The following is a 24,029-nucleotide window of genomic DNA, read 5'->3' as shown; positions in this document are numbered from 1 at the left end:
GGACCCCGCCGCCGATGGCGTGCGGGGCGGGTCGGGAGGGCCCGGGGTGGGTGATCCGCGCCGGTCCGGCGTTCCGGTTCCTCGGTTCCGGGAAACCGGTGGCACGATGGGGGGCATGGCGGCTCCGCAGGTTGCACCGGTCGAGACGCCGGACACTGACGAGGTGCCGGCGTCCGACCGGCAGTGGGTGACGATCGTGTGGGACGACCCGGTCAATCTGATGACGTACGTGACCTGGGTCTTCCAGAAGCTTTTCGGCTACAGCCGGGAGAGGGCCGAACAGCTGATGCTGGACGTGCACCACAAGGGCCGTGCCGTGGTCTCCACCGGTGCCCGCGAACGGATGGAGCACGACGCGTCGCAGCTGCACGCGTACGGGCTGTGGGCGACGGTGGACAGATCATGAGCATGTTCCATCGCCAGGCCGGTCACTATGTCGCCGTCTTCGCCGTCGACGAGGTGCGGGTGCTGCGCAAGGTCGCCTCCGAGGTGGTGGGTCTTCTCACCGACGGCTTCGACCACACCGACCCGGTGGTCGGTCGGCTCTTTCCGGCGGTCTACCCGCAGGACGCTCCGGGCACCGCCGAGTTTCGCCGCTACACCGAGGGCGACCTGAAGACCGCGAAGATCGATCAGGCGGGGGCGATCCTGGCCGCGTTGCCGGACGAGGCCGGCGGCGAGGTGCGGCTGGACGCCGAGGCCGCCGAGGCGTGGTTGCGGGCGCTGAACGACGCGCGGCTCGCGATGGGCGTCCGCCTGGAGATCAAGGATGGCACGGATCTGGGCGAGGAGCTGGACGACGCTGTCGCTGAGGACCCGGGTTCCAGCCGGGTGTTCCAGCTTTCGGTCTACGCCTATCTCGGGTATCTACAGGAGTCGCTGCTCAACGCCTTGATCGACTAAGGGTGACCGGCACCACTTCGGCCTGTGCCCGGCAGGCGTTAGGCTGGTGCACGTGCTGAGCATCGACCGGTCGATCATTGACGCGATCGTCGCCCACGCGCGCCGGGATCACCCTGACGAGGCGTGCGGCGTGGTCGCCGGTCCCGTCGGCAGCGACACCCCGACCCGGCACATCCCGATGGACAACGCGGCGCGGTCGATGACCTTCTACGAGTTCGACTCGATGGAGCATCTGCGCGTGTGGCGGGAGATGGACGACCGGGACGAGGAGCCCGTCGTCATCTACCACTCGCACACCGCCACCGAGGCGTACCCGTCGCGGACGGACGTCGCCTTCGCCGGTGAGCCGGGGGCGCACTACCTGCTCGTCTCGACCCGTGAGCCCGACTCGGAGGAGATCCGGTCGTTCCGGATCGTCGACGGCGTGATCACCGAGGAGCCGGTCCGTGTCGTGGAGGCCGGTGTCGACCCGCACGCCGTCCAGTCCTACATGTTCGGGCAGAGCCCGGCGACGGTCGATTACGAGTGTTCCGGCCGCTGACCTGTCAGCGCCGCAGCCATCTCGTCCCGTCACCGTAGGCACACCCGATCGAGGAGTTCCCCATCATGGCTATTGAAGTTCGCATCCCCACCATCCTGCGCAGCTACACCGGCGGCGCCAAGGTCGTCGACGGCACCGGCGACACGCTCGCCGATCTGCTCACCGACCTGGATTCCCGGCACGGCGGTCTGCGCGGCCGGCTGATCACCGACGCGGGCACTCTGCACCGCTTCGTCAACGTCTACGTCAACGACGAGGACGTCCGCTTCCTCGGTGCCCTCGACGCGAAGCTCTCCGACGGCGACAGCGTCACCATCCTGCCGGCGGTGGCCGGCGGCGCGTTCGGCTTCGCCGCGGCGGCGGCGATCAGCTCGCACAGCGCCGCGGCGGCGGCGATCAGCTCGCACAGCGCCGCGGCGGCGGCGATCAGCTCGCACAGCATCAGCTCGCAGGGTGCCGTCGACGCGGTGGCCCGCGACGCCGTCGCGGCTCGCTGAGGTCGGCCGCCATGGCGCGGTACGACAGCCTGCTCGACGCCTGCGGGGGTACGCCGCTGGTCGGCCTGCCCCGACTGTCCCCGACGGCGTCCGAGGGGGCCCCTCCGGTGCGGCTCTGGGCCAAGCTGGAGGACCGCAACCCCACCGGCAGCATCAAGGACCGCGCGGCGCTGTTCATGGTCCGGGCGGCGGAGGAGGCTGGCCGGCTCCGCACGGGTGACACTATCCTTGAGCCGACGAGCGGCAACACCGGCATCTCGTTGGCCATGGTGGCGAAGATGCGCGGCTACCGGCTGGTCTGCGTGATGCCGGAGAACGTCTCCACCGAGCGGGTGCAGCTGCTCCGGATGTACGGGGCCGAGATCATCTTCTCGCCGGCGGCGGGTGGTTCCAACCAGGCGGTCGCCACGGCGAAGCAGATCGCTGTCGAGCACCCCGACTGGGTGATGCTCTACCAGTACGGCAACGAGGCGAACGCGCGGGCGCACTACGAGACGACCGGGCCGGAGCTGCTGCACGACCTGCCCAGCATCACGCACTTCGTGGCCGGGCTGGGCACCACCGGCACCCTGATGGGCACCGGGCGTTATCTGCGGGAAAAGGTCGAGGGCATTCAGATCGTGGCTGCCGAGCCGCGCTACGGCGAGTTGGTCTACGGGCTGCGCAACATCGACGAGGGGTACGTTCCGGAGCTCTACGACGCCTCGGTGCTCTCCCGGCGGTTCTCGGTCGGCACCCGGGACGCGGTGTTGCGTACCCGCCAGCTGGTGGAGGTGGAGGGCATCTTCGCCGGTTTCTCCACCGGTGCGATCCTGCACGCCGCGCTGGCGGTGGCGCACGAGGCGGTGCGCGACGGCCGGCGTGCCGATGTGGCCTTCGTGGTCTGCGACGGTGGATGGAAGTACCTGTCCACCGGCGCGTACGGCGGCACCCTCGCCGACGCCGAGGACGCCCTGGAGGGGCAGCTCTGGGCCTGACCGATCTGGTCTGCCGACTACGGGCCGTCGACATTCGTCGACGGCCCGTCCGCGTTTTGAGGTACCGCGAGCAGGTGTCACGTTCGTGACAACTTCCGTTGGATGATTCTTGCTGCCGGGTGCGCCAGCGTAGGCTGCGCAGCGTGGCGTACGCGTCGGTAGAGATCATGGCTGGGACTATCGCCGGCACAGCTGCTACTGACAGTGACAGCGAGACCACTCGATGCGACTGACTGTTCTGGGGAGCGCCGGCAGTTTCCCTGGCCCCGAGTCGCCCTGCTCGGCCTACCTCGTCGAGGCCGACGGTTTCCGGCTCCTGGTCGACTTCGGCTCGGGGTCGCTGTCCAGCCTCCAGCGGTACGCGGGGTTGCACGCCCCGGACGCCATCCTGCTGACCCACCTGCACTGTGATCACATGTTCGACGCCGTGCTCTACGTGGTGGTGCGCCGGTACGCCCCGGACGGCCCCTACCCGGCGCTGCCGGTGTACGCGCCCGCCGGTGCGCCGGACCGGCTCAGCGCCGCCTACGGGGACGACGGTTCGGTGGAGGACGTGTACCAGTTCTACGCGCTCCAGCCGGGCACCTTCCCGATCGGCCCGTTCGCCGTCACCGTCGACCGGGTCAACCACCCCGTCGAGACGTACGGTGTGCGGCTGGAGCACGACGGCCGTTCGCTGTGCTACTCGTCGGACACCGCGCCCTGTGAGGCGCTGCTGCGGCTGGCCCAGAACGCCGACGTGTTCCTCTGCGAGGCCAGTTACCTCGACGGCGTGGACAATCCGCCGGATCTGCACCTGACCGGCCGGGAGGCCGGCGAGGCGGCGACCAAGGCCGCTGTGGGTCGACTTCTGCTCACCCACCTGGTGCCCGCCTGGGGCAGCGAGGCGCACACGTTGGAGTCGGCCGCCGCCGCGTACAGCGGGCCGCTCGAAGTGGTCCGGCCCGGCGCCAGCTACGACATCTGACGCACCGGGTCCCGGTTCGCGGGGCCTGGGCCGCGGTCTTGTGCCGTACTGTTCGCCGGCCGGTCAGCGGGCGGTCGTCTGGCGCACCAGTGGCACGCGCACGGTGTGGGCATGCGGATCGCCATCGTGACCGAGTCGTTCCCACCTGATGTGAACGGCGTCGCGCACTCCGTGGTGCAGACGGCGGAGCACCTGCTCGATCGGGGCCATGAGCCGGTGGTCATCGCCCCCGCCCCGCCGGGTGCCGGCCGGCAGGGCATCGACCGGCTGCCGTACCCGGTGGTGCGCATCCCGAGCGTGCCGCTGCCCCGCTACCAGGGCTTCCGACTGGGTGTGCCGACCACCGCCCGACTGACCGGGGCGCTGCTGTCGGCCGAGCCGGACGTGGTCCACCTGGCCAGTCCGTTCGTCCTGGGCGCCCGGGCGGCCACGCTGGCCAGCCGGCACGGGTTGCCCATGGTGGCGGTCTACCAGACCGATGTGGCGGCGTACGCGCGGGCGTATCGGGTCAGTTGGGGCGAGGCGGCGGCGTGGCGGCGGATCCGCGAGATCCACAACTCGGCGCAGCGCACCCTCGCCCCCTCCACCCGGGCCGCCGCCGACCTCATCGCGAACGGGGTGCAGCGGATCTGGCTGTGGCGGCGCGGTGTGGACGCGGTCCGTTTCGATCCGGCCAAGCGGTGTACGGCGTTGCGGGACCGGCTGGCACCCGGGGGTGAGCTGCTTGTCGGCTACGTCGGCCGGCTCGCCCCGGAGAAGCGGGTGGAGTTGCTGGCGGCGACGTCCCGACTGCCCGGCGTACGGGTGGTGGTGGCCGGCGACGGCCCGACCCACCGCCAGTTGGCGCGGGAGCTGCCCGGGGTGAACTTCCTGGGGGTACAGCAGGGCGAGGACCTGGCGCGGCTCTACGCCAGCCTGGACCTGTTCGTGCACACGGGACCGCACGAGACCTTCGGGCAGACCATCCAGGAGGCGCTGGCCTCCGGGGTGCCGGTCGTGGCGCCGGCCAGCGGCGGCCCGGTCGACCTCGTCGACCACTGTGTGACCGGGCTGCTGGTGCCGCCGAACGACGGCGACGCGCTCGCCGCGGCGGTGGCCGAGCTGGCCGGCGACGCCGACCGGCGGCGGGCCTACGGGCTGGCCGCCCGGGTCGCGGTCAGTCGCCGCAGCTGGGCGGCTGTCGGCGACGAACTGATCGGGCACTACCACGCGGTTCGCGCGGTTTCCGCCACCGTCGGCCTGCCGGCCGCCTCGTGACCGGGGCGGCCGGCGGGTTGCGGATCCTGCGGCTCGCCAACTTCGTCACGGAACGCTCCGGCGGCCTGCGGACCGCACTGCGGCACCTCGGGGAGGGTTACCGGGCGGCCGGGCACGAACCGGTGCTTGTGGTGCCCGGTCAGCGGGCCGCCGACGAGACGTACCCGTGGGGGCGGGTCGTCACCGTGCCCGGCCCGGAGCTGCCCGGCAGCGGCGGTTACCGGCTGCTGGCCGGCCGACGCCGGTTGGCTCGGCTGCTCACCGACCTGGCACCGGACCGGTTGGAGGTCTCCGACCGGTTGTCGCTGCGCTGGACGGGCCGGTGGGCGCGGGCGCACGGGGTGCCGTCGGTGATGGTGTCGCACGAGTCGCTGACCGGGCTGCTCGGCCAGTGGGGGGTGCCGGACGCGCTGCGCCGTCCGACCGCCGACCGGCTCAACCGGGCGACCAGTCGGGCGTACGACCGGATCGTCTGCACGACCCGGTGGGCGGCCGGGGAGTTCGACCGGATCGGCGCCGACAACGTGGATCTGGTGCCGCTCGGGGTGGACCTGGACACCTTCACCCCGCACCGTGCCGACCCCCTCATGCGCGAGCGGTACGCAGCCGACGGCGAGTTGCTTCTGGTGCACTGCGCCCGGCTGTCCCCGGAGAAGCGGCCGGAGTTGGCCGTGCAGACCCTCGCCGAGCTGCGCCGGGAGGGCGTACCGGCGGTGCTGGTGATGGCCGGCGACGGCCCACTGGGCGGGGCGCTGGCCCGGCGGGCGCAAGGGCTGCCCGTCACGTTCACCGGGTTCCTGCCGGACCGCGCCACGGTGGCCGCGTTGCTGGCCAGCGCGGACGTGGTGCTGGCGCCTGGCCCGGTGGAAACCTTCGGTCTCGCCGGCCTGGAGGCGCTGGCCTGCGGCACTCCGGTGGTGGTCAACGCGGCCAGCGCGCTACCCGAGGTGGTCGGCGGGGCCGGCCTGGCGGCGTACGGCTCGGGGGTCTCGATGGCGGCGGCGGTGCGGCGCCTGGCGGCCCGACCGGAGGCGCAGCGGCGGCGGGCGGCCCGGGCGCGGGCCGAGGAGTTCGGCTGGCCGGCCGCGGTCGCCGGGTTCCTCGGTGTGCACGGCGCGGACGTTCCCCGGGGCACCGCGAGCGGGGTGGATCGCCGCACCGCATAGGGTGCAGGCATGGCGCGACCTGACGGGCGAGGGCCCTCTCAACTCCGACCGGTGACCCTGAGCCGAGGCTGGAGCACCCATCCGGAGGGCTCGGTGCTCGTCGAGTTCGGCGGCACCCGGGTGCTCTGCACGGCGAGCGTCACCGAGGGGGTGCCCCGCTGGCGCAAGGGCTCCGGGCTCGGTTGGGTGACCGCCGAGTACGCGATGCTGCCCCGGGCCACCAACACCCGCTCCGACCGGGAGAGCGTCAAGGGCCGGGTCGGTGGCCGTACCCATGAGATCTCCCGGTTGATCGGCCGTAGTCTGCGGGCCAGCATCGACCTCAAGGCGCTCGGGGAAAACTCGATAGTGCTCGACTGCGACGTGCTCCAGGCCGACGGCGGCACCCGCACGGCCGCGATCACCGGCGCGTACGTCGCGTTGCACGACGCGGTGAGCTGGCTCGCCGCCCGCAAGTCGCTGGCCGGTAAGCCGGAGAAGGTGATGCACCGCTCGGTGGCCGCGGTCAGCGTGGGGATCATCGCCGGGGAGGCCCGGCTCGATCTCTGCTACGAGGAGGACGTCGCCGCCGAGGTGGACATGAACGTGGTGTGCACCGGCAACGGCGACTTCGTCGAGGTGCAGGGCACCGGCGAGGCGGGCGTGTTCGCCCGCGACCAGCTCGACGCCCTGCTCGACCTGGCCGTCGCCGGCTGCGCCGAGTTGGCCGAAGCCCAGCGGAAGGCACTCGCATGAACAAGGTCCTGCTCGCCACCCGTAACCGTAAGAAGCTGGTCGAGCTTCAGCGGATCCTGGACGGCGCGCTCGGCGCGCACCGGATCGCCCTGCTCGGGCTGGACGACATCGAGCAGTACGCGGAGCTGCCGGAGACCGGCCTGACCTTCGGCGAGAACGCGCTGATCAAGGCGCGGGAGGGCTGCCGGCAGAGCGGCCTGCCGACCATCGCCGACGACTCCGGGCTCGCTGTCGACGCGCTCAACGGGATGCCGGGGGTGTTCAGCGCCCGCTGGTCCGGCAGGCACGGCGACGACCGGGCCAACCTTCAGCTGGTGCTGGACCAGATCGGCGACGTGCCCGACGAGCAGCGGGCCGCCTCGTTCGTCTGCACCGTCGCGTTGGTGCTGCCGGGCGGCAAGGAGCACCTCGTCGACGGCCGGCAGTCCGGTCGGGTGCTGCGCGCGCCGCGCGGTGACGGTGGGTTCGGCTACGACCCGATCTTCCTGGGCGACGGACAGGACCGGACCAACGCCGAGCTGACCCCGACGGAGAAGGACGCCATCAGTCACCGGGGCAAGGCGTTGCGCGAGCTGGCCAAGCTGATCGCCAAGGTGCTGCCGCCCGCCGCCTGACCCGCGGCGGACGACAGCGACCCGCCGGAGGTCAGCCCAGCGGGCCGACCTCCCGTTCGATGGCGGCGCGCAACTCCGGCCCGCCGACGACGGCACGGGCCGCCTCCATCACCGGGGCGAGGAACACGTCCGGGCCGGGCTCGCCGGCTGCCGTACCGAGCGCGGCGACGGCCGCCCGGCCGGACGGGGACGGCTCCAGCGGGGCGCGCAGTTGGAGGCCGCGTACGCCGGCCAGCAGCTCCACCGCGAGCAGGCTGGTCAGGTTGTCCAGGACGGTGCGCAGCTTCTTGGCGGCGGCCCAGCCCATCGAGACGTGGTCCTCCTGCATTCCGCTGGTGGGCAGCGAGTCCACCGAGGCGGGGGCGGCCAGTCGACGGTTCTCGGCGACGATGCCCGCCGCCGTGTACTGGGCGATCATCAGCCCGGAGTTGACCCCCGCGTCGGGGGAGAGGAACGCCGGCAGTTCCCGGGAGCGGGTGACGTCGAGCAGCCGGTCGACCCGCCGCTCGGCGATCGCGCCCACCTCGGCGGCGGCGATGGCGAGGAAGTCCGCGGCGAAGCCGAGCGGTGCGCCGTGGAAGTTTCCGGTCGACTCGACCCGGCCGTCCGGCAGCACCACCGGGTTGTCCACAACGGACACCAGCTCCCGGCCGGCGACGGTGCGGACGAAGTCCAGGGTGTCGCGGGCCGCGCCGGCCACCTGCGGCGCGCAGCGCATCGAGTACGCGTCCTGCACGGCGTGCGCCAGGTCGTCGCGGTGCGAGTCCATCACCCGGGAGTCCTGCAACAGGCGGTGGATGTTCGCCGCCGACGTCGCCTGACCGGGGTGTGGACGGATCGCGTGCAGCTCGGGCAGGAACGGCCGTTCCGAGCCGAGCATCGCCTCGATGGCCAGCGCGGCCGTCACGTCGGCCATCGCGAACAGGTGCTCCGCGTCGTGGATGGCCAGCAGCAGCATGCCGAGCATGCCGTCGGTGCCGTTGATCAGCGCCAGCCCCTCCTTGGCGGCCAGCTCGATCGGCTTGAGCCCGGCGGCGGTCAACGCGTCGGCGGCGTCCTGCCGTTCACCGGCCGGGCCGAGCACCCAGCCCTCGCCGAGCAGTACCAGCGCGCAGTGCGCCAGCGGCGCGAGGTCACCGGAGGCGCCCAGCGAGCCGTGCTCCGGAACCCACGGGGTGATGTCGTGGTTGAGCAGGTCGACCAGTGCTTCCGCGACCAGCGGCCGGACCCCGGAGCGGCCCAGTGCGAGGGACCGGACGCGCAGCAGAATCATGGCCCGGACCACTTCGCGCGGCATCGGGGCGCCCACCCCGGCGGCGTGCGAGCGGATCAGCGCGTGTTGCAGCTCGGCCCGCCGCTCCGGCGCGACGAAGGTGTTTGCCAACGCGCCGAACCCGGTGGAGACGCCGTAGACGGGACGGCCCGACGACTCGATGCCGTCCACGATGGCCCGGCTGGTCGCCATCGCGTCGATGGTGGCCGGGGCGAGGACGACGGTGGCGGTGCCGCGGGCCACCGCGAGCACGTCGTCGGTGGAGACTCCGGTGGGCTGGATGGTCACGTGCGTCATTGCGGAACTCCGTTGCGTATTACCTGGCGGATCAGGGGGACACCGGGCCGGTAGGCCAGGTGCAGGTGTGACGGCGCGTCGAGGACGACGAGGTCGGCCCGCGCGCCGGGCGTGAGGACACCGATGTCGTCGCGGCGCAGCGCCCGTGCGCCACCGGCGGTGGCGGCCCAGACCGCCTCCGCCGGGGTCATCCGCATCTCGCGGACCGCGAGGGCCACGCAGAACGGCATCGACGAGGTGTACGACGAGCCGGGGTTGCAGTCCGTCGCCAGCGCCACCGTGACACCGGCGTCGAGCAGCCGGCGGGCATCCGGGTAGGGCGAGCGGGTGGAGAACTCCGCGCCGGGCAGCAGGGTCGCCACGGTGCGGGTGCCCGACCCGTCGCTGTGGGCCGTGTCGGCCAGGGCGGCCACGTCGGCGTCGCTCAGGTGGGTGCAGTGGTCGACGCTGGCCGCGTCCAGCTCCACACCCAGTTGCACCCCGGGGCCGGGGCCGAGCTGGTTGGCGTGCAGCCGTACGCCCAGGCCGGCGGCCTGACCGCAGGCCAGGATGGCGCGGGCGTGGTCCACGTCGAAGGCACCCCGCTCGCAGAACACGTCGATCCACTTCGCGTACGGGGCGGCGGCGGCCAGCATCGGCCCGCAGACCAACCCCACGTAGTCGTCGGGGCGGTCGGCGTACTCGGCGGGCACCACGTGTGCGCCCAGGAAGGTGGTCTCGGTGCTGGTCTCGGCGGCGATCCGCAGCGAGCGGGCCTCGTCGGCGACGGTCAGGCCGTACCCACTCTTGATCTCCATGGTCGTGGTGCCCTGGCGCAGCGCCTCCCCGCGCAGCCGGCGCACCGTGGCACGCAGTTCCTCGTCGGTGGCGGCCCGGGTGGCACCGACGGTGGTGCGGATGCCGCCGCCGGTGTAGGGCTGACCGGCCATCCGGGCGGCGAACTCGGGGGCCCGATCCCCGGCGAAGACCAGGTGGGCGTGGCTGTCCACGAACCCGGGCAGCACGGCGGCACCACCGGCGTCGACGTGATGGTCGGCGGCCGGCGCGTACGTGGACGGCCCGACCCAGACCACCCGACCCGCCTCGACCAGCACGGCGGCGTCGCGGCGGATGCCGAGCGGACCCTCGCCGGCACCGTTGGTGACCAGTTCCCCGATGTTGTCGACGAGCAGGCTGCCGCTCATGCGGGCGTCACCGCCTCGATCGCTGACGACAGTTCGGCCGGCACGTCGACGGTCAGGTGCCGACCCTCGGCCACCACCACCCGGCCGTCCACCACCACCTGCTCGACGTCCGCCGCGCCGGCAGCGAAGAACGCGCCCACCGGCGGCACCCCGGCGGTGCGGGCGCTGTCCAGGCGTACCGTCACCAGGTCGGCGCGGGTGCCCACCGCGATCCTTCCGGCGTCGGCCCAGCCGAGCGCGGCGTGCCCGGCGAGGCTGGCCGCGTTCAGCAGGTCGAGCGGCGCGAAGTGGCCGCGCCGGCGGGTCCGCAGCCGTTCGTCCAGCTCGACCGCCCGAGCCTCCTCGAACAGGTCGATCACGGCGTGGCTGTCGCTGCCGAGGCTCAACCGGATGCCCGCGTCGGCCATCAACCGGGCCGGGCCGATGCCGTCGGCGAGGTCCCGCTCGGTGGTCGGGCAGAGGCACACCCCGGTCCGGCTGTCGGCGAGCAGGGACAGGTCCGCGCTGGTGGGGTGGGTGGCGTGGACGGCGGTGGTGTGCGGCCCGAGCACGCCGTGCTCGGCGAGCAGCGCGGTGGGCGAGTGCCCGTGCACGGCCCGGCACTCGTCGTTCTCGGCGGGCTGTTCGGAGAGGTGCACGTGCAGCGGCGCCTGCCGCTCCCGGGCCCAGTCGGCGACAGTGCGCAACTGATCGGCCGGGACGGCCCGCACCGAGTGCACGGCCGCGCCGACCCGGACGTGCGGGTCCGTCGGTTGGAACGCCGCGGCCCGCTCGGCCCAGCGGCCCGCGTCACCGTCGCCGAAGCGACGTTGCGGCCCGGCGAGGGGCTGACCGTCCACGCTGGAGGTCAGGTAGCAGGCGTCCAGCACTGTGAGCCGGATCCCGGCGTGCGCGGCGGCCTCCACCAGCGCCGCGCCCATCGCGTTCGGGTCGTCGTAGGCGCCGCCGTCCGGTCGGTGGTGCAGGTAGTGGAACTCGCCCACGCAGGTGATCCCGGCGAGCGCCATCTCGGCGTAGACGGCCCGGGCCAGCGCGAGGTAGGTGTCCGGGTCCAGCCGGTCCGCGACGGCGTACATCTGGTCCCGCCAGGTCCAGAAGTCACCCCGCCCGGCGTGGGTACGCCCACGTAGCGCCCGGTGGAAGGCGTGCGAGTGCACGTTGGACAGGCCCGGCAGGGTGAGGCCGGGCAGTGGCACCGCGTCGGCGTACACCTCGACCCCGGCCTCCGGCCCATGCGCTCCCAGCAGCGGCGTCACCGCGGTGATCCGGCCGTCCTCGACCTCGATCAGCACGTCGGGGGTGGGTTCGGCGTGCTCGGGCAGCCAGGCGTACTCGGCGAGCCAGCGGTTCGGTGTCACCGGCATGTCAGCTCCTCCAGCACCCGGGCCAGCGCCCGTACCCCGGCGGCGCAGTCGTCGTCGGTGGCGGCCTCGGCGGGGGAGTGGGAGACGCCGGTCGGGTTGCGCACGAAGAGCATCGCGGTGGGCAGGTACGCGGCGAGCACCCCGGCGTCGTGCCCCGCGCCGGTGGGCAGCACCGGCGCGTCGAGCAGCGTGGCCAGCCGTTCGGCCAGCCCGCCGTCGAAGGCGACCACCGCTGTGGCCGACTCCTCGGTGACGGTCACCGTCGTACCGTCGCGGCGGGCCCGCTCGGCGAGCTTGCCGCGTACCGCGTCGACCAGCCCGGTCAGCGTCTCCGGGTCGGCCGCCCGGGCGTCCAGCCAGCCGGTCACCTTCGACGGGATCGCGTTTGTGGCGTTGGGTTCGACGGCGACCCGGCCCACGGTGGCGTGCGCGCCCCGCAGCCGGGCCTCCTTGTTGGCCGCCAGCACCGTGAACGCGTAGGTCAGCATCGGGTCGCGGCGGTCGGCCATCCGGGTGGTGCCCGCGTGGTTGCCCTCGCCGACGACGTCGAAGCGCCACCGGCCGTGCGGCCAGATCGCACTGGCCACCGCTACCGGCGCGTCCGTGTCGACGAGCGCGCGGCCCTGTTCGACGTGCAACTCCACGAACGCGCCGAACCGGCCCAGCAACTCCGGGCGGGCGCCCGCCGGCCGGTCACCGAGCGCCTCGGCGAAGCTCACCCCGGCCGCGTCACGCAGGCCGGCCGCGCGCTCGGCTGACAGCGCCCCGGTGAGCAGCCGAGACCCCAGACACGGTACGCCGAAACGCGCTCCCTCCTCCTCGACGAAGGCGCCCAGCACCAGCGGTCGGCCGGGGGTGACCCCGGCGGCGCGCAGCTCGTCCACGGCGAGGAACGCGCTCACGATGCCGAGCGGCCCGTCGTACGCCCCGCCGTGCGGCACCGAGTCGAAGTGGCTGCCGGTGAGCACCGCGTCGGACGCCTCCGGGTCACCCCAGTGGGCGAAGAGGTTGCCGTTGCCGTCCTCGGTGACCGGCATGGCACGGTGCTCGGCCTGCGCCCGGAACCAGGCGCGCAGCTCCCGCTCCGGCTCGGTCAACGCGTACCGCAGATAGCCGCCGCTGTCGGCGTCCCGCCCGACCGGCGCGATCTCGTCCCACAGTGCCCGGAACCGGGCGGAAAGGTCGTCGCTCACGCCGGGTCGCCCTCCGTCATGGGTACCCGGACCCCGGTGCGGTCGGCGACCTCGCGGGCGCTCTCGTAGCCGGCGTCGACGTGCCGGATGACGCCCATCGCCGGGTCGTTGGTGAGCACCCGCTCGATCTTCTGACCGGCGAGGGCGGTGCCGTCGGCCACGCACACCTGCCCGGCGTGGATCGACCGGCCGATACCCACCCCGCCGCCGTGGTGGATGGACACCCAGGACGCCCCGCTTGCCGTGTTGACCAGGGCGTTCAGCAGCGGCCAGTCGGCGATGGCGTCGGAGCCGTCGGCCATCCCCTCGGTCTCCCGGTACGGGCTCGCGACGCTGCCGGTGTCCAGGTGGTCCCGGCCGATCACCACCGGGGCGGAGAGTTCGCCGGAGGCGACCATGTCGTTGAACCGCACGCCCGCCCGGTCCCGTTCGCCCTGACCGAGCCAGCAGATCCGGGCCGGCAGGCCCTGGAAGGCGACCCGCTCGCCGGCCAACTTGATCCACCGGGCCAGCGACTCGTTCTCCGGGAACAGGTCGAGGATGGCGCGGTCGGTGGCCGCGATGTCGGCCGGGTCGCCGGAGAGCGCCGCCCACCGGAACGGACCCCTGCCCTCGCAGAACAACGGCCGGATGTACGCGGGCACGAAGCCCGGGAAGTCGAAGGCGCGCTGATAGCCGCCGAGCTGCGCCTCACCCCGGATCGAGTTGCCGTAGTCGAACACCTCGGCGCCCGCGTCGAGGAAGCCGACCATCGCCTCGACGTGCCGGGCCATCGACGCGCGGGCCCGGTCGGTGAACTCGGCCGGCTTCGCGGCGGCGTAGTCCCGGGCCTCGGTCAGCTCCACCCCCACCGGCAGGTACGCCAGTGGGTCGTGCGCGCTGGTCTGGTCGGTCACGATGTCGATCTCGACGCCCCGGTTCAGCAACTCCGGGAAGACCTCGGCGGCGTTGCCGACCACGCCCACGCTCAGGGCCCGGCGCTCCCGCTTCGCGGCGCGGACCCGAGCGATCGCGTCGTCCAGGGAGTCGGCGACCTCATCCAGGTAGCGGTCGTGCACCCGACGGTCGAGCCGGGTGCGGTCCACATCCACGATCAGGCAGACGCCGCCGTTCATGGTGACCGCGAGCGGCTGCGCGCCGCCCATTCCGCCGCAGCCGGCGGTCAGCGTCAGCGTGCCGGCGAGGGTGCTTGCGAACCTCTTGGCGGCCACCGCCGCGAAGGTCTCGTAGGTGCCCTGGAGGATGCCCTGGGTGCCGATGTAGATCCACGAACCGGCCGTCATCTGCCCGTACATGGTCAGGCCGAGCTGTTCGAGGCGGCGGAACTCCGGCCAGGTCGCCCAGTCGCCGACCAGGTTCGAGTTGGCCAGCAGCACCCGGGGCGCCCACTCGTGGGTGCGCATCACCCCGACCGGACGGCCCGACTGCACCAGCATCGTCTCGTCCTCGCGCAGGTCGGTCAGCGTGCGGACCAACGCGTGGTACGACGGCCAGTCCCGCGCCGCCTTGCCGGTGCCGCCGTAGACCACCAGGTCGTCGGGGCGTTCGGCCACCTCGGGGTCGAGGTTGTTCATCAACATCCGCAGGGCGCCCTCCTGCTGCCACCCGCGGGTGGTGAGCTGGCTGCCCCGTGCGGCACGAATGGGCTGGGTCATCTCTGGTTCTCCTCCGGTCAACCGAGGAACAACTGTCGGCGGGCCGCGGAGGCTTCGAATGCCTCCAGTCGGCGCTGGGTGTCGGCCGGCGTGGCGTCGCAGATCGCCTGCAACAGCACCATGGCCAGGGTCATCGGGGCGGTGTGCAGGTCGAAGACGAGCTGCGCGCCGACCGCCGCGGCGAGCACCACGTCGGCGTGCTCGGTGGCCGGGCTGACCGGCGAGTCGGTGATCGCCACCACCGTCAACCCGGCGTGGCGGGCGTCGCGCAGCGCGTCCAGGGTTTCCCGGGGGTAGCGGGGCAGCACGAAGGCCAGGACGGCGGACGCCCCGGCCTCGGCCGCCTGCTCCAGGCGGTCGGTGAGCAGGCTGCCGCCGTCGTCGAGGACCCGTACGTCCGGGTGCACCTTCGCCGCGAAGTAGGCGAAGTACGCGGCCAGCGGCGCGGCGGCGCGCAGGCCGAGCACCGGCAGTGGGCGGCTCTCGGCGAGCAACCGCCCGGTCTCGGCGATCCGGTCCCGGTCGGCGAGCTGACCGGCCAGCCGGTCCAGGTTGCCCATCTCCGCGCGTACCGCCTGCTGGAGTTCGTTGCCGGTGTCCGTCGATCCGCCCGGAGTCGAGCCGGTGAGGTCGCGCAGCCGGCGGCGCAGGGCCGGGTAGCCGTCGTGGCCGAGCGCGACGGCGAACCGGGTGACCGACGGCTGACTCACGCCGGCCAGCTCGGCGACCTCGGCGGCGGACAGGTACGCCACACCGGGGGCGTGCTGCACCAGGCAGTGCGCGATTCGGCGCTGGGTGGGGGTGAGGCGCACCCCTTGGAACAGGTCGAGCACCCGGTCAGCGGGTGCCGCGACAGCTCCTTCATTCATGAGCTGACTCTATGCATAGAAACTTTCATAGACAACCACCTCGGGTCACCCCCCGCCCCCCATTCAGCCGTCGCGGCTCGTAACATGCGGGCGTCCAGCGCGAGCAGGATCGCGCCAGCGAGAAGGAGCGTCGTGGTCGCAGTCGAGGACGCCCCGCCCATTCAGGCCTCTCGTCCGGCACCTTCTCCGCCCGTCCGGGCGACGGTCGGAGAGGCGATGCCGATCATCGCCCTGATCGGGGCCTTCTTCGTCGTCAACGACATCCGGTCGTGGCTGACGGCCCAGTACTGGGGCGACGAGGCGTGGGTCGCGCTCTCGGTCCGCTTTCCCCTCGCCGACCTGCCGGTGACGACCTCGTCCAGCCCGATCGGGTGGAGTTTCCTGCTCCGACTCGTCCCGGACATCGACCACCTCCGGGTCGTACCCCTGGGGTTCCAACTGCTGACCGTCGTCGCGGCCTACCTGCTGGGCCGCTCGCTGGCGTCCGAGCGCGCCCGGGGCATCCTCATCGGTGTGGTCAGCGGGCTCGCCGTCCTGCTCCTGCCGGTCCAGCAGACCCGCCACGACCTGAAGCAGTACACGGCTGACGCCGCGGTGGCGGTCTGCCTGCTCGCCCTGGCCACCTGGACCGGGCGCGCCTGGTCCCGGCGACGGCTCGCGGTGGTGGTGGCCGCTGTGGGTCTGGGCATGCTGCTGAGTCACACCACCGCCATCGTCGCGGTCTGTGTACTCGGCGGTCTGCTGCTCTCCGTCGCCATGCGTCGGGAGTGGGCGAGGACGGTCGAGGCGACCGTCGCCGGCCTGGTCGCCGGCGCACTCGTCGCGACCGTCTACTTCGGAGTGTCCGCCCGGGGCAACAGCGATGCCATGCGGGACTACTGGGACGACTTCCTGCCGAGCATCTCCGAACTGCCCGCACACCTCGTGCGGCAGATCAAGGCCCTGTCACCGATGCTCGGCGCACCCGTGCCGATCCTCGCGGCGCTGCTCGTGCTCGGCGTCGTCACGCTGTTCCGACGCGGACACGCGGCCCCGGCGATCGCCGTCCTCCTGCTGCCGGTGGCGGCCAGCGGCCTGGGTGTCGCGGGGATCTACCCGCTGCTCGACCCGCGCACGTCCCACTTCCTGATCGTGGTGGCGGGCCTGGTGGCCGGCATCGGCATCGTCGGTCTGGCCGACCTGACCGTCGCACTGGTCCGCCGCGTTCTGCCCCGGCTGGCACCGGGCGTGGTGGCCGCCGTGACCTGCGCCGTCCTGCTCACCAGCTTCGCCGCCGTCAACCACCGCTGGTATCGCCTGGACGGCGACGAACCCGGGGTCTGGTCGGCGCACCAGGCCATCACCGACATCGGGTCGTCGACCCGGTACGTCGCGGCGCACAAGGGGCCGCACGACCTCGTCGTGGTCAGCGGGCCCGCCTGGTTCGGGTTCACGCTCTACTCCGACCAGGATCCACTGAAGCTGGTCGCGCCGGTCGGCGGCACCGTCGGTTGGACAGTCGCCATGCCCACCCGCGCCGATGTGATCCTCCCGAAAGCCGCCGACGCGCCGTCCATCAAGGACGCTCTCGACGAGATTCTGGCCCGGGCCGCGAAACAGCCGCCCGGCACCCGGGTCTGGCTGGTGCGCACGTACACCCACCCGAGCGAGCCGGTGTGGCAGGCCGCGCTCGCCGACTATCGCGTGGAACGCGTCACGTCCGGACCGGAGCCGGTGGTCGTGATCAGCCAAAGGTGACGGCGACGACGAGTTGACGGGTGACCGCCAGGCGACTGACTGTGTCACCGGTCGGTACCATGCGCCTGGCGGTCGAGCGGAGGAGTTGGCATGCAGCCGGAAGGCCCCTACAGGTTCACCCACTTGCTGGGCGGTTCACCGGTGGGCAAGGCCTGGGCCGCCATCGACGAGCAGGGCCGGTTCGTGAGTGTGGCCGTGCTGGATGCGACGGTTGCCGCCGCCCCCGGTTGGCGGGAGGCGTTCGCCGAGGTCGCTAACGCGCTCGCCCAGTCACCCGACGGACCCCCGATCACGTACGCCGACTTCTCGGCCGCCGCGCCCTGGGTGGCGTACGCCGCCGAGGCCGGACCCGCCCCGGAGAAGCTGTTCCGCGCGCTCGGCGTGGAGTACCAACCGGTGCCCGCCGCCCCCCGACCCGTCTCCGCCCCTCCCCAGCCGGTGTCGGGTGTGCCGCAGCCGGTGTCGGGTGTGCCGCAACCCGTGTCTGGTGTGCCGCAGCCGGTCTCCGGTGTGCCGCAACCCGTGTCGGGTGTGCCGCAGCCGGTCGTCGACATGCCGCATGCCCCGTGGGCGGTGCAGTCGGCCGCGATTCCGAACCAGTCGCCTGCCCACCCCGTCTCGGCCGCGCCGGCGTCGAGCGCACCCGCATCGCCCGCCGGGCCGGCCGGCCACGACGTCGCGCCGACGCCGGCCACCGTGTCCGGCCCACCGGCCGACGTGCCCCCGTTCGACCCGTACGCCGCACCCGTACGGCGGATCAAGCCCTCGGCGCCGCCCAAGCGGCGTACCGGCCTCTGGGCGGGTGTGGCCGCGCTGGCCCTGGTGGCCGTGGTCGGTGGCGGCGCCGGCATCTACGCCCTCAGCTCGGATGAGCCCGACGACCCGGATGCTCCGCCGACCGCCACCTCCAGCGGCTTTCCTGCCGCGACCCCGCTCGCCCCCGGCCTCAAGCCCTGGGCGCAGGCCGCCCTGCGCAGCCCTGAGGAGCGGGCACTGGCCGTTGCCGGGCCGTCCATGGTCTTCGTGGAGGTCGTGTTCACCGGCTACGTCCGCAGCAAGGCCGGCGGTGCCCTGCTGGACAAGGCCCCGGTGACCTTCAGCCGGCGCTGTAGTGGCGTGGTCGTCCAGCACGAGGGGTACGTCCTCAGCAACAGCCAGTGCGTGCAGCCCAGCCCGGACGTCCTGGTCGGGGGTGCCCTGAACGCCGTGGCCAACCGGCTCGTCTCCGAGGGCAGCCTGCAGGCCAAGGACATCAGCACCTACACCCGCAGTCGGTTGAGCACCTCGGTCCTGACCGGCGCGAACGCCGGCGACCAGCCGGAGACCCGGCTGTACGGGCAGCTCAACATCGCCAAGGGCGAGGTGACGGACAGCCCGGCGATTGCCGGCACCGTCGTCCAGGCCCTCCCGATCGAGGCGGGCAACGTCGCCCTGATCAAGCTGGAGCAGAAGAACCTGCCCACGTCGGAGCTGAACACGTCGGCCAGCGTCAGCCCGGAGACGTCACTGCTCGTCCTGGGCTACGGCACCACCGACACCAGCTTCCGCGCCGCCACCTACACGGTGCTGTCGAAGACGGTGACCGTGACCGGGATCGACTCCTCGACTCCGCTGAACCCGTACCGGATCAATGAGGATCTCGGGCTCTATTCGCGGGGCGGGATCGCCATCGACCCGAGCGGCCGCGTGGTGGGAATGCTGGACAACGACGTTCTGCGGCCTGACAAGGCGAACCGCCTCGTCGTGCCGGTCTCCGCCATGACCGCCCTCCTCCAGGCCGCCGGCGTCACGAACACTCTCGGCAAGGGTGACAACCAGTACCGCAGCGGCCTCGACGCGTACTTCGCCGGAGACGAGTCGAAGGCCATCGCGCGGTTCGACGAGGCCGCGCGGACCTCCCCGACCAACCTGCTGGCCCAGTCCTACCGACAGGCGGCCGTCGACAGCCGGGGGCCCGGCGACGATTCAGGCGGGTCGAGCTGGGCCGTGCCGGTGATCGCCGCGGCCGGAGGCGCGCTCGCTGTCGCCATCGTGGTGGCGGTGGCGATGCTCCTGGCGCGGCGGCGCAACAGCCGTTTCTAGTGCGTCTGGGCGGCACCCGGCCGGGGTGCCACGCCGCTGGCGGCCCGCGCGGAGCCGCCGATCCGGGTGCCGGTCAACCACGGGCCCAGCGGCGTGCTGATGACGATCCACGCGAACGCCCAAGGGACCACGAGAGCGGCGACCAGGTCGAGCACCCCACCGGACCTGGGCGTCTTCAGCACCCACAGGATGCCCGCGTGACTGAGCACGACGGCGATGCCGCAGCCGGCCAGTCGACTGATCACCCGCGACGCCCGCGCGCCGATACGCAGGTCGAGTTCCTCCGCGAGCCGGATGAGACCGACGCTGATCAGGACCGCGGTCAGCACCCCCAGCACCGGGGAGCCGAAGTCGCCGGCCTTGAGGTCCAGGTCCCGGTTGAGGCCGAGCAGCACGAAGCCGACCCCGATCGAGAGTGACGCCGCACCGGCGCTGGCCGGAAGACGCGGGCGGAGCCGCCGCAGCAGCCGCCCGGCCAGCACGAAGACCAGGCACGCCGGGACCAGGAAGAGCCCGAGCGGGCCGGCGGTGACAACGCTCGGCGCGAGGTACGCCGTGACCAGGCCGACCACCGCGACCGTCCAGGCGACCGCGGCGGGGAACCGCTCCAGCCACCGGAACGCGACCGCCGCGATGAAGAGCACCGAGACGAACCAGAAGGCGGAGAACGGTCGGACCGCAGCCGTGCCGCCGTAGAGCGCGTCACCGATGGTGCCCGGTGCGACCTGGCCGGTCGCGGCGTCGGCGGCGAGCAGTGCCGCGACCAGGATGAGGAACCACACCACGTAGGGCACGCCCAGGGTCGTCCACCGCTTGCGCAGCTCCCCACCGAGCGGTCGACCGGGCGACCAGAAGTAGCCGGTCAGGACGAAGAACACGGGAACGTGCCAGGTGTAGATGGCCGCGCGGGTCAGGCTGTCGCTCCAGACGTGGCCCGCGACAACCGCGGCGATTCCGACAATCCGGAGGAGGTCGACACCGGCGGAGCGGTTACCCGCCGCCGTTGTCGTGCTCGTTGCGGCCATGGCCGGCATCATTTCAGACAGCGGGACCGACCTACGCCCCGGATCAGCACCGGTTCGACCGGAGGTCGTGCCGGCGTCGTCGGATATGCCGCATCGCCTAATCTGGGGCACGACACGCTGCCCACACTGTGGAGGTTTCCCGGGTGTCTCGTCCCCACCCTCCGTGGGCCCGCCTCCGATCGGTGCCCCGACCGGCCTGGATCGGCTTCGGGGTGGTCGTCCTGCTCCTGGCGGCCGTCCCCGTGCTCGGCTGGTGGCCGACGAAAACCGGTGCGCCGGACGCGGCCTGGTCGGCAGCCGACGTGGACACCCCGCCGCCCGTCGCGCCCATAGACGGCACCGCCTGTGCCGCCAACGCGCACGGCATGGCCGGCTTCACCCCGGTCAGCGCCCTCGACCTGCCCGAGCGGAACGACCCCAAGAGGCCGCTTGCCCTCCTGTTCGACCGGGCCGGGGCGGTGGCCGGCGGGTTCGACCGGATCGGCTACTGCCTGGAGTTGACCGGCCCCACCGGTACGCAGTGGGTGTGGACCGCCATGTCGCCGTTCACGACCGACGCCCGACGCCTCGGCCTGCCGACCCGCGCCGGTCAGATCGTCCGCCAACGGATCGCCGATCTGGAGGTCGCCACCAACGCGCCGGGCCTGGCCACCGGCACCGGTCTCACGGGCTATCTGGAGATGTGGCCGAACAAGTACGGGCCGGTCAACTCCGGCCAGGTCCCGGGCGCCACCACCGACCGGTACGACGCCGACGACGACGTGTACTCGTCGATCGGGTACGGCTCCTTCCAGGTGCACACGATCGCTGCCACCCGCCCGGCAGCGGCACCCCCGCAGACGGTTCTCGCGGTCAACGGCTTCACCTCGGACGTCCAGCCGCTGTCGGTGGGCATCGGGACCGCCCCCACCGGTCAGCCCGACTGGACGGCCGCCGGTAACGCCAGCACGTACACCCAACGTCGGCTGACGGTCTACGCCCGCGCCTCGGTCCTCACCGTCGGTCAGCACCCTCGGGACCGGCAGCTGTACCCCCGGGACGCAGCCGGCGGCGCTGTCGTGCCGGTGGCGGGAAAGGCTACCGACCCGCGGGTCCGCGCCGTACGCCTCAAGGTCGTCAGCGGGGCCGACGGCTGGGACGAGACGGTGCCCATCGGTCCCGGCGGTGAGTTCGCGTTCCGGCAACGGATCACCGCCGCGCTGCGGGAGTACCGATTCGAGTTGCACGTGCTCGGCGACGGCGTCGCCCGACGGGCGGCCCTCTGGGAGGGCGTGGTGTCCGGCGACGTGTACGTCATCCAGGGCCAGTCCAACGCGGTGGCGGCCAGTCACCGGGGCTCGTCGATCGGCGAGGAGTCCCCGTACGTCCGCAGTTTCGGCTCGACCACCGGGGACCGGGTCCTCTCCGGCGCGGACCGTACCTGGAACTACGCCGTCTCGGGTACGGTCCGGCAGCCCGGCTCGGTCGGCCAGTGGGGGATCCGCGCGGCCCACCGACTCATGGACACCTACCAGGTGCCGGTAGCCGTGATCAACGGCGCGGAGAGCAGCAAGGTCGTGTCGTTCTTCCAACGCAACGACGGCAACCCCGGTGACCTGCGCACCAACTACGGCCGCTTGCGGCAACGACTCAGCGCCGCGAACGTCATCGGCGAGGTCCGGGCGGTGTTCTGGTACCAGGGCGAGGCCGACAACAACGACGCCAACGGGCACGTCGCCGGGTTCACCGCGCTGTTGACCGACTGGCGTCGGGAGGTGGGTTTCCGGACCGCCGGCGGCACCCGGTACTACGTCGTCCAGGTCGGCAGCTCACCGTGCGGGAACACCTCCGGCGGCCCGCTGCGTGAGGCCCAGCGACGGATGGTCGACACCCTGAAGGTGACGGTGCTGTCGACAACGGCCCTGTCGGGCCGGGAGGATTGCCACTTCGCCTGGGAACAGGGCTACCGCGAGTTGGGCGATCAGGCGTTCGCCGTGTTGGCCCGCGACATCCACCGCGGCCCCAGTGAGGGCGTGTCAGCCCCGAACCCTCGGTCGGCCGCCTTCACCGACGCTCGGCGTACCCAGGTGGTGGTTCAGCTCCGTAGCGGCGACCCGCTGACGGTCCGGGCCGGCGCGGGCACCGACTTCACGATCGACGGCAGCACCGCCACCGTCACCGCCGTCGAGTACAGCGAGGGAGGGCGGCTCGTGCTGAGCCTGTCCGGCCCGGCCGACGGCGCGACCGGGCTGAGTTACCGGGGCGACGCCGGACCCTGGTGCGTCAACGCCACCGGGGTCGGTCTGCTGGCGTTCAAGGGCCTGCCGATCGGTGCTGCCTAGTCACTCCGGCTGGCGTGGCGTCCTGGGTCCCTACCGCGCGGCGGCGGCGTCGTGCCGACCCGTCAACCGCCTGAGGGCGGCGAACCGACCTGGGTGGTCCACCAGGTCCACCGGCCCCGGGGCCGGTTTGCGGGCCGGGGCGGCGGACGCCGACGCGGTGAGGGCCAGCAGCACGATGATCCAGGTCAGCCCGTCCACCGACAGCGGGTTCCAGACGACCTCGGTGAACGAGTAGACGACGAGGAGCACCACCGGTGCCTTGGCGGTGAAGGCGTGCCCGTCCTCGACGTTGCGGTGCAGCAAGGTGGCCATCCACAGACCGAACAGGGTCAGCGCGACCAGCCCGCCGGAGAAGATGACCAGGACGTACCCGGAGTGGAAGAAGTGGGTCGGTGCCTTCTCGATGTCCTGTAGGTAGTACCACTTCGAGACGCCCACGCCGACGGCCTCCCGGCCGCTGAGGTACTCGCGGGCGGCGACCCAGATGTTGCCGCGGTTGCTCAGCGTGGTCTTCGACGCGCTCCACATCAGATAGGTGGCGGCTGTCAGCGCGCCGACGACGAGCGCCACGCAGAGCGCGAAGGGGATCCGTGGGCTCGGTCGCAGACGCTGCACGAGCAGTGCGCCCAGCATCCAGACGGCTACCGCGCCGACGGCCAGATAGCTGGTGCGGGAGCCCGTGGCGACGATCACCAGCAGGCAGAACGACGCCGTCGCCACCAGTTCGGCGCGGCGCATCGCGCAGAACGCGGCGACCAGGGTGAACGACGCCAGCATCGCCGCATAGTTCTCGGAGTTGTAGAAGCTCTTGAACAGCGCACCGGCCAGAGAGCACTTCTCCAGCTTCCCGCCGGTGCACGCCCGCCACGCCGCCTGCCCGGACAGAGCGGTCGGAATGGCCAGCAGCGCCAGGACCGCCAGCCCGGTGTAGGCCATCGCCCGTACGCTGACCGTGGTGCGGGCGGCCATCATCCAGACGGCGATCAGCAGGAGCCCGGCCGCCCCGTACGCCGGCAACCGCGACCCGTAGATCCCGGTGCCGGTGACGATGTCGATGAGGGCGCACCAGGCGAGTAGGCCGCCGGCCATCGCCAGCGAGATCCGCAGCCACAGATCGGACGGGCCGCGGAGGAGACCACGGCCGGAGAGCGCCAGCCAGGCCAGCAGGGCGACCACCAGCACGCCGATCAGCATCGAACTGTGGCTGCCGGCGAGCGCCGGGGCCGCGTTGGTGAGCAACGCGAAGCCGACCAGGGCGACCGCCGATGCCGGGTCGCCGAACGCGGTGGCGACGGACCGCCTCATCCGGATCAACCACAGAGCCACCGCTACGCCACCGACGGTCAGTAGGACACCGAAGATGGTGGTCACG

At 72.5% G+C, this 24,029-nt stretch carries 20 protein-coding genes and 1 pseudogene; 13 read left to right on the top strand and 8 right to left on the bottom strand.

Features of this window, described 5'->3' with window-relative positions; genetic code table 11:
- Positions 1–115 precede the first annotated feature (115 nt).
- From clpS to rdgB, 10 genes and pseudogenes are all read left to right on the top strand, one after another.
- Positions 116–406 (top strand): ATP-dependent Clp protease adapter ClpS, encoded by a 291-nt coding sequence (clpS, locus tag ACGF3C_RS18450; RefSeq protein WP_088946433.1) that lies wholly within the window; start codon positions 116–118, stop codon positions 404–406.
- Complete coding sequence (locus tag ACGF3C_RS18445) at positions 403–903, top strand: DUF2017 domain-containing protein (RefSeq protein ID WP_210780952.1); 501 nt, start codon at positions 403–405, stop codon at positions 901–903. Before clpS ends, ACGF3C_RS18445 begins: the two co-directional genes overlap by 4 nt.
- 52 nt (positions 904–955) lie before the next feature.
- Positions 956–1,444: a M67 family metallopeptidase gene (locus ACGF3C_RS18440; protein WP_357195301.1), complete on the top strand. Its 489-nt coding sequence runs from the start codon at positions 956–958 to the stop codon at positions 1,442–1,444.
- A gap of 65 nt (positions 1,445–1,509) precedes the next feature.
- A pseudogene (locus ACGF3C_RS18435) lies at positions 1,510–1,809 on the top strand (MoaD family protein); the annotation flags it as partial.
- Between the two features lie 143 nt (positions 1,810–1,952).
- Entirely contained in the window at positions 1,953–2,918 is a 966-nt protein-coding gene (locus ACGF3C_RS18430) for a PLP-dependent cysteine synthase family protein (RefSeq protein ID WP_393223316.1), read from the top strand.
- Between the two features lie 223 nt (positions 2,919–3,141).
- A complete protein-coding gene (locus ACGF3C_RS18425; protein ID WP_357195310.1) occupies positions 3,142–3,885 on the top strand; it encodes an MBL fold metallo-hydrolase in 744 nt (247 codons plus the stop codon).
- A 111-nt stretch (positions 3,886–3,996) separates the two neighbouring features.
- Complete coding sequence (locus tag ACGF3C_RS18420) at positions 3,997–5,142, top strand: glycosyltransferase family 4 protein (RefSeq protein WP_393223312.1); 1,146 nt, start codon at positions 3,997–3,999, stop codon at positions 5,140–5,142.
- Positions 5,139–6,308: a glycosyltransferase gene (locus ACGF3C_RS18415; RefSeq protein WP_393223309.1), complete on the top strand. Its 1,170-nt coding sequence runs from the start codon at positions 5,139–5,141 to the stop codon at positions 6,306–6,308. The genes ACGF3C_RS18420 and ACGF3C_RS18415 overlap by 4 nt, the downstream gene beginning before the upstream one ends.
- Before the next feature lie 9 nt (positions 6,309–6,317).
- Positions 6,318–7,043, top strand: a complete 726-nt coding sequence (rph, locus tag ACGF3C_RS18410) for a ribonuclease PH (RefSeq protein WP_393223306.1) — start codon at positions 6,318–6,320, stop codon at positions 7,041–7,043.
- Positions 7,040–7,657 (top strand): RdgB/HAM1 family non-canonical purine NTP pyrophosphatase, encoded by a 618-nt coding sequence (gene rdgB / locus ACGF3C_RS18405; RefSeq protein ID WP_393223303.1) that lies wholly within the window; start codon positions 7,040–7,042, stop codon positions 7,655–7,657. The genes rph and rdgB overlap by 4 nt, the downstream gene beginning before the upstream one ends.
- Positions 7,658–7,688: 31 nt before the next feature.
- Here rdgB and hutH read toward each other — a convergent pair whose 3' ends face one another.
- The 6 genes from hutH to ACGF3C_RS18375 are packed head-to-tail and all read right to left on the bottom strand — an operon-like array spanning position 7,689 to position 15,492.
- The gene (gene hutH, locus ACGF3C_RS18400) at positions 7,689–9,227 is read right to left on the bottom strand and encodes a histidine ammonia-lyase (RefSeq protein WP_393223300.1); all 1,539 of its coding nucleotides are present in this window, start codon (positions 9,225–9,227) and stop codon (positions 7,689–7,691) included.
- The gene (gene hutI, locus ACGF3C_RS18395; RefSeq protein WP_357227828.1) at positions 9,224–10,411 is read right to left on the bottom strand and encodes an imidazolonepropionase; all 1,188 of its coding nucleotides are present in this window, start codon (positions 10,409–10,411) and stop codon (positions 9,224–9,226) included. The genes hutH and hutI overlap by 4 nt, the downstream gene beginning before the upstream one ends.
- Entirely contained in the window at positions 10,408–11,775 is a 1,368-nt protein-coding gene (locus ACGF3C_RS18390; RefSeq protein ID WP_357227826.1) for a formimidoylglutamate deiminase, read from the bottom strand. Before ACGF3C_RS18390 ends, hutI begins: the two co-directional genes overlap by 4 nt.
- The gene (locus tag ACGF3C_RS18385) at positions 11,766–12,968 is read right to left on the bottom strand and encodes an allantoate amidohydrolase (protein ID WP_357227824.1); all 1,203 of its coding nucleotides are present in this window, start codon (positions 12,966–12,968) and stop codon (positions 11,766–11,768) included. Before ACGF3C_RS18385 ends, ACGF3C_RS18390 begins: the two co-directional genes overlap by 10 nt.
- Positions 12,965–14,623 (bottom strand): urocanate hydratase, encoded by a 1,659-nt coding sequence (gene hutU / locus ACGF3C_RS18380; RefSeq protein WP_393223295.1) that lies wholly within the window; start codon positions 14,621–14,623, stop codon positions 12,965–12,967. The genes ACGF3C_RS18385 and hutU overlap by 4 nt, the downstream gene beginning before the upstream one ends.
- A gap of 17 nt (positions 14,624–14,640) precedes the next feature.
- Positions 14,641–15,492 (bottom strand): MurR/RpiR family transcriptional regulator, encoded by an 852-nt coding sequence (locus ACGF3C_RS18375; protein WP_357227819.1) that lies wholly within the window; start codon positions 15,490–15,492, stop codon positions 14,641–14,643.
- 216 nt (positions 15,493–15,708) lie between these two features.
- Between ACGF3C_RS18375 and ACGF3C_RS18370 the strand changes: the two genes are divergently transcribed.
- Together ACGF3C_RS18370 and ACGF3C_RS18365 are read left to right on the top strand one after the other, a co-directional pair.
- On the top strand, positions 15,709–17,229 hold the full coding sequence (locus tag ACGF3C_RS18370; RefSeq protein WP_393223292.1) for a DUF6541 family protein: 1,521 nt from the start codon (positions 15,709–15,711) through the stop codon (positions 17,227–17,229).
- A gap of 90 nt (positions 17,230–17,319) precedes the next feature.
- Positions 17,320–19,311: a trypsin-like peptidase domain-containing protein gene (locus ACGF3C_RS18365; protein ID WP_393223289.1), complete on the top strand. Its 1,992-nt coding sequence runs from the start codon at positions 17,320–17,322 to the stop codon at positions 19,309–19,311.
- On the opposite strand, the gene ACGF3C_RS18360 is transcribed toward ACGF3C_RS18365, so the two are convergent.
- The gene (locus tag ACGF3C_RS18360) at positions 19,308–20,336 is read right to left on the bottom strand and encodes an acyltransferase family protein (RefSeq protein ID WP_357232299.1); all 1,029 of its coding nucleotides are present in this window, start codon (positions 20,334–20,336) and stop codon (positions 19,308–19,310) included. The genes ACGF3C_RS18365 and ACGF3C_RS18360 overlap by 4 nt on opposite strands.
- Before the next feature lie 182 nt (positions 20,337–20,518).
- Between ACGF3C_RS18360 and ACGF3C_RS18355 the strand changes: the two genes are divergently transcribed.
- Positions 20,519–22,657 (top strand): sialate O-acetylesterase, encoded by a 2,139-nt coding sequence (locus tag ACGF3C_RS18355; protein WP_393223285.1) that lies wholly within the window; start codon positions 20,519–20,521, stop codon positions 22,655–22,657.
- A gap of 30 nt (positions 22,658–22,687) precedes the next feature.
- Here ACGF3C_RS18355 and ACGF3C_RS18350 read toward each other — a convergent pair whose 3' ends face one another.
- Positions 22,688–24,028 (bottom strand): O-antigen ligase family protein, encoded by a 1,341-nt coding sequence (locus ACGF3C_RS18350; protein ID WP_393223282.1) that lies wholly within the window; start codon positions 24,026–24,028, stop codon positions 22,688–22,690.
- Between the last annotated feature and the right edge of the window lies 1 nt (position 24,029).

This window comes from Micromonospora sp. NPDC047762 (assembly GCF_043204655.1).
GTDB lineage: Bacteria > Actinomycetota > Actinomycetes > Mycobacteriales > Micromonosporaceae > Micromonospora.
This window is presented reverse-complemented; position numbering and strand designations above follow the sequence as displayed.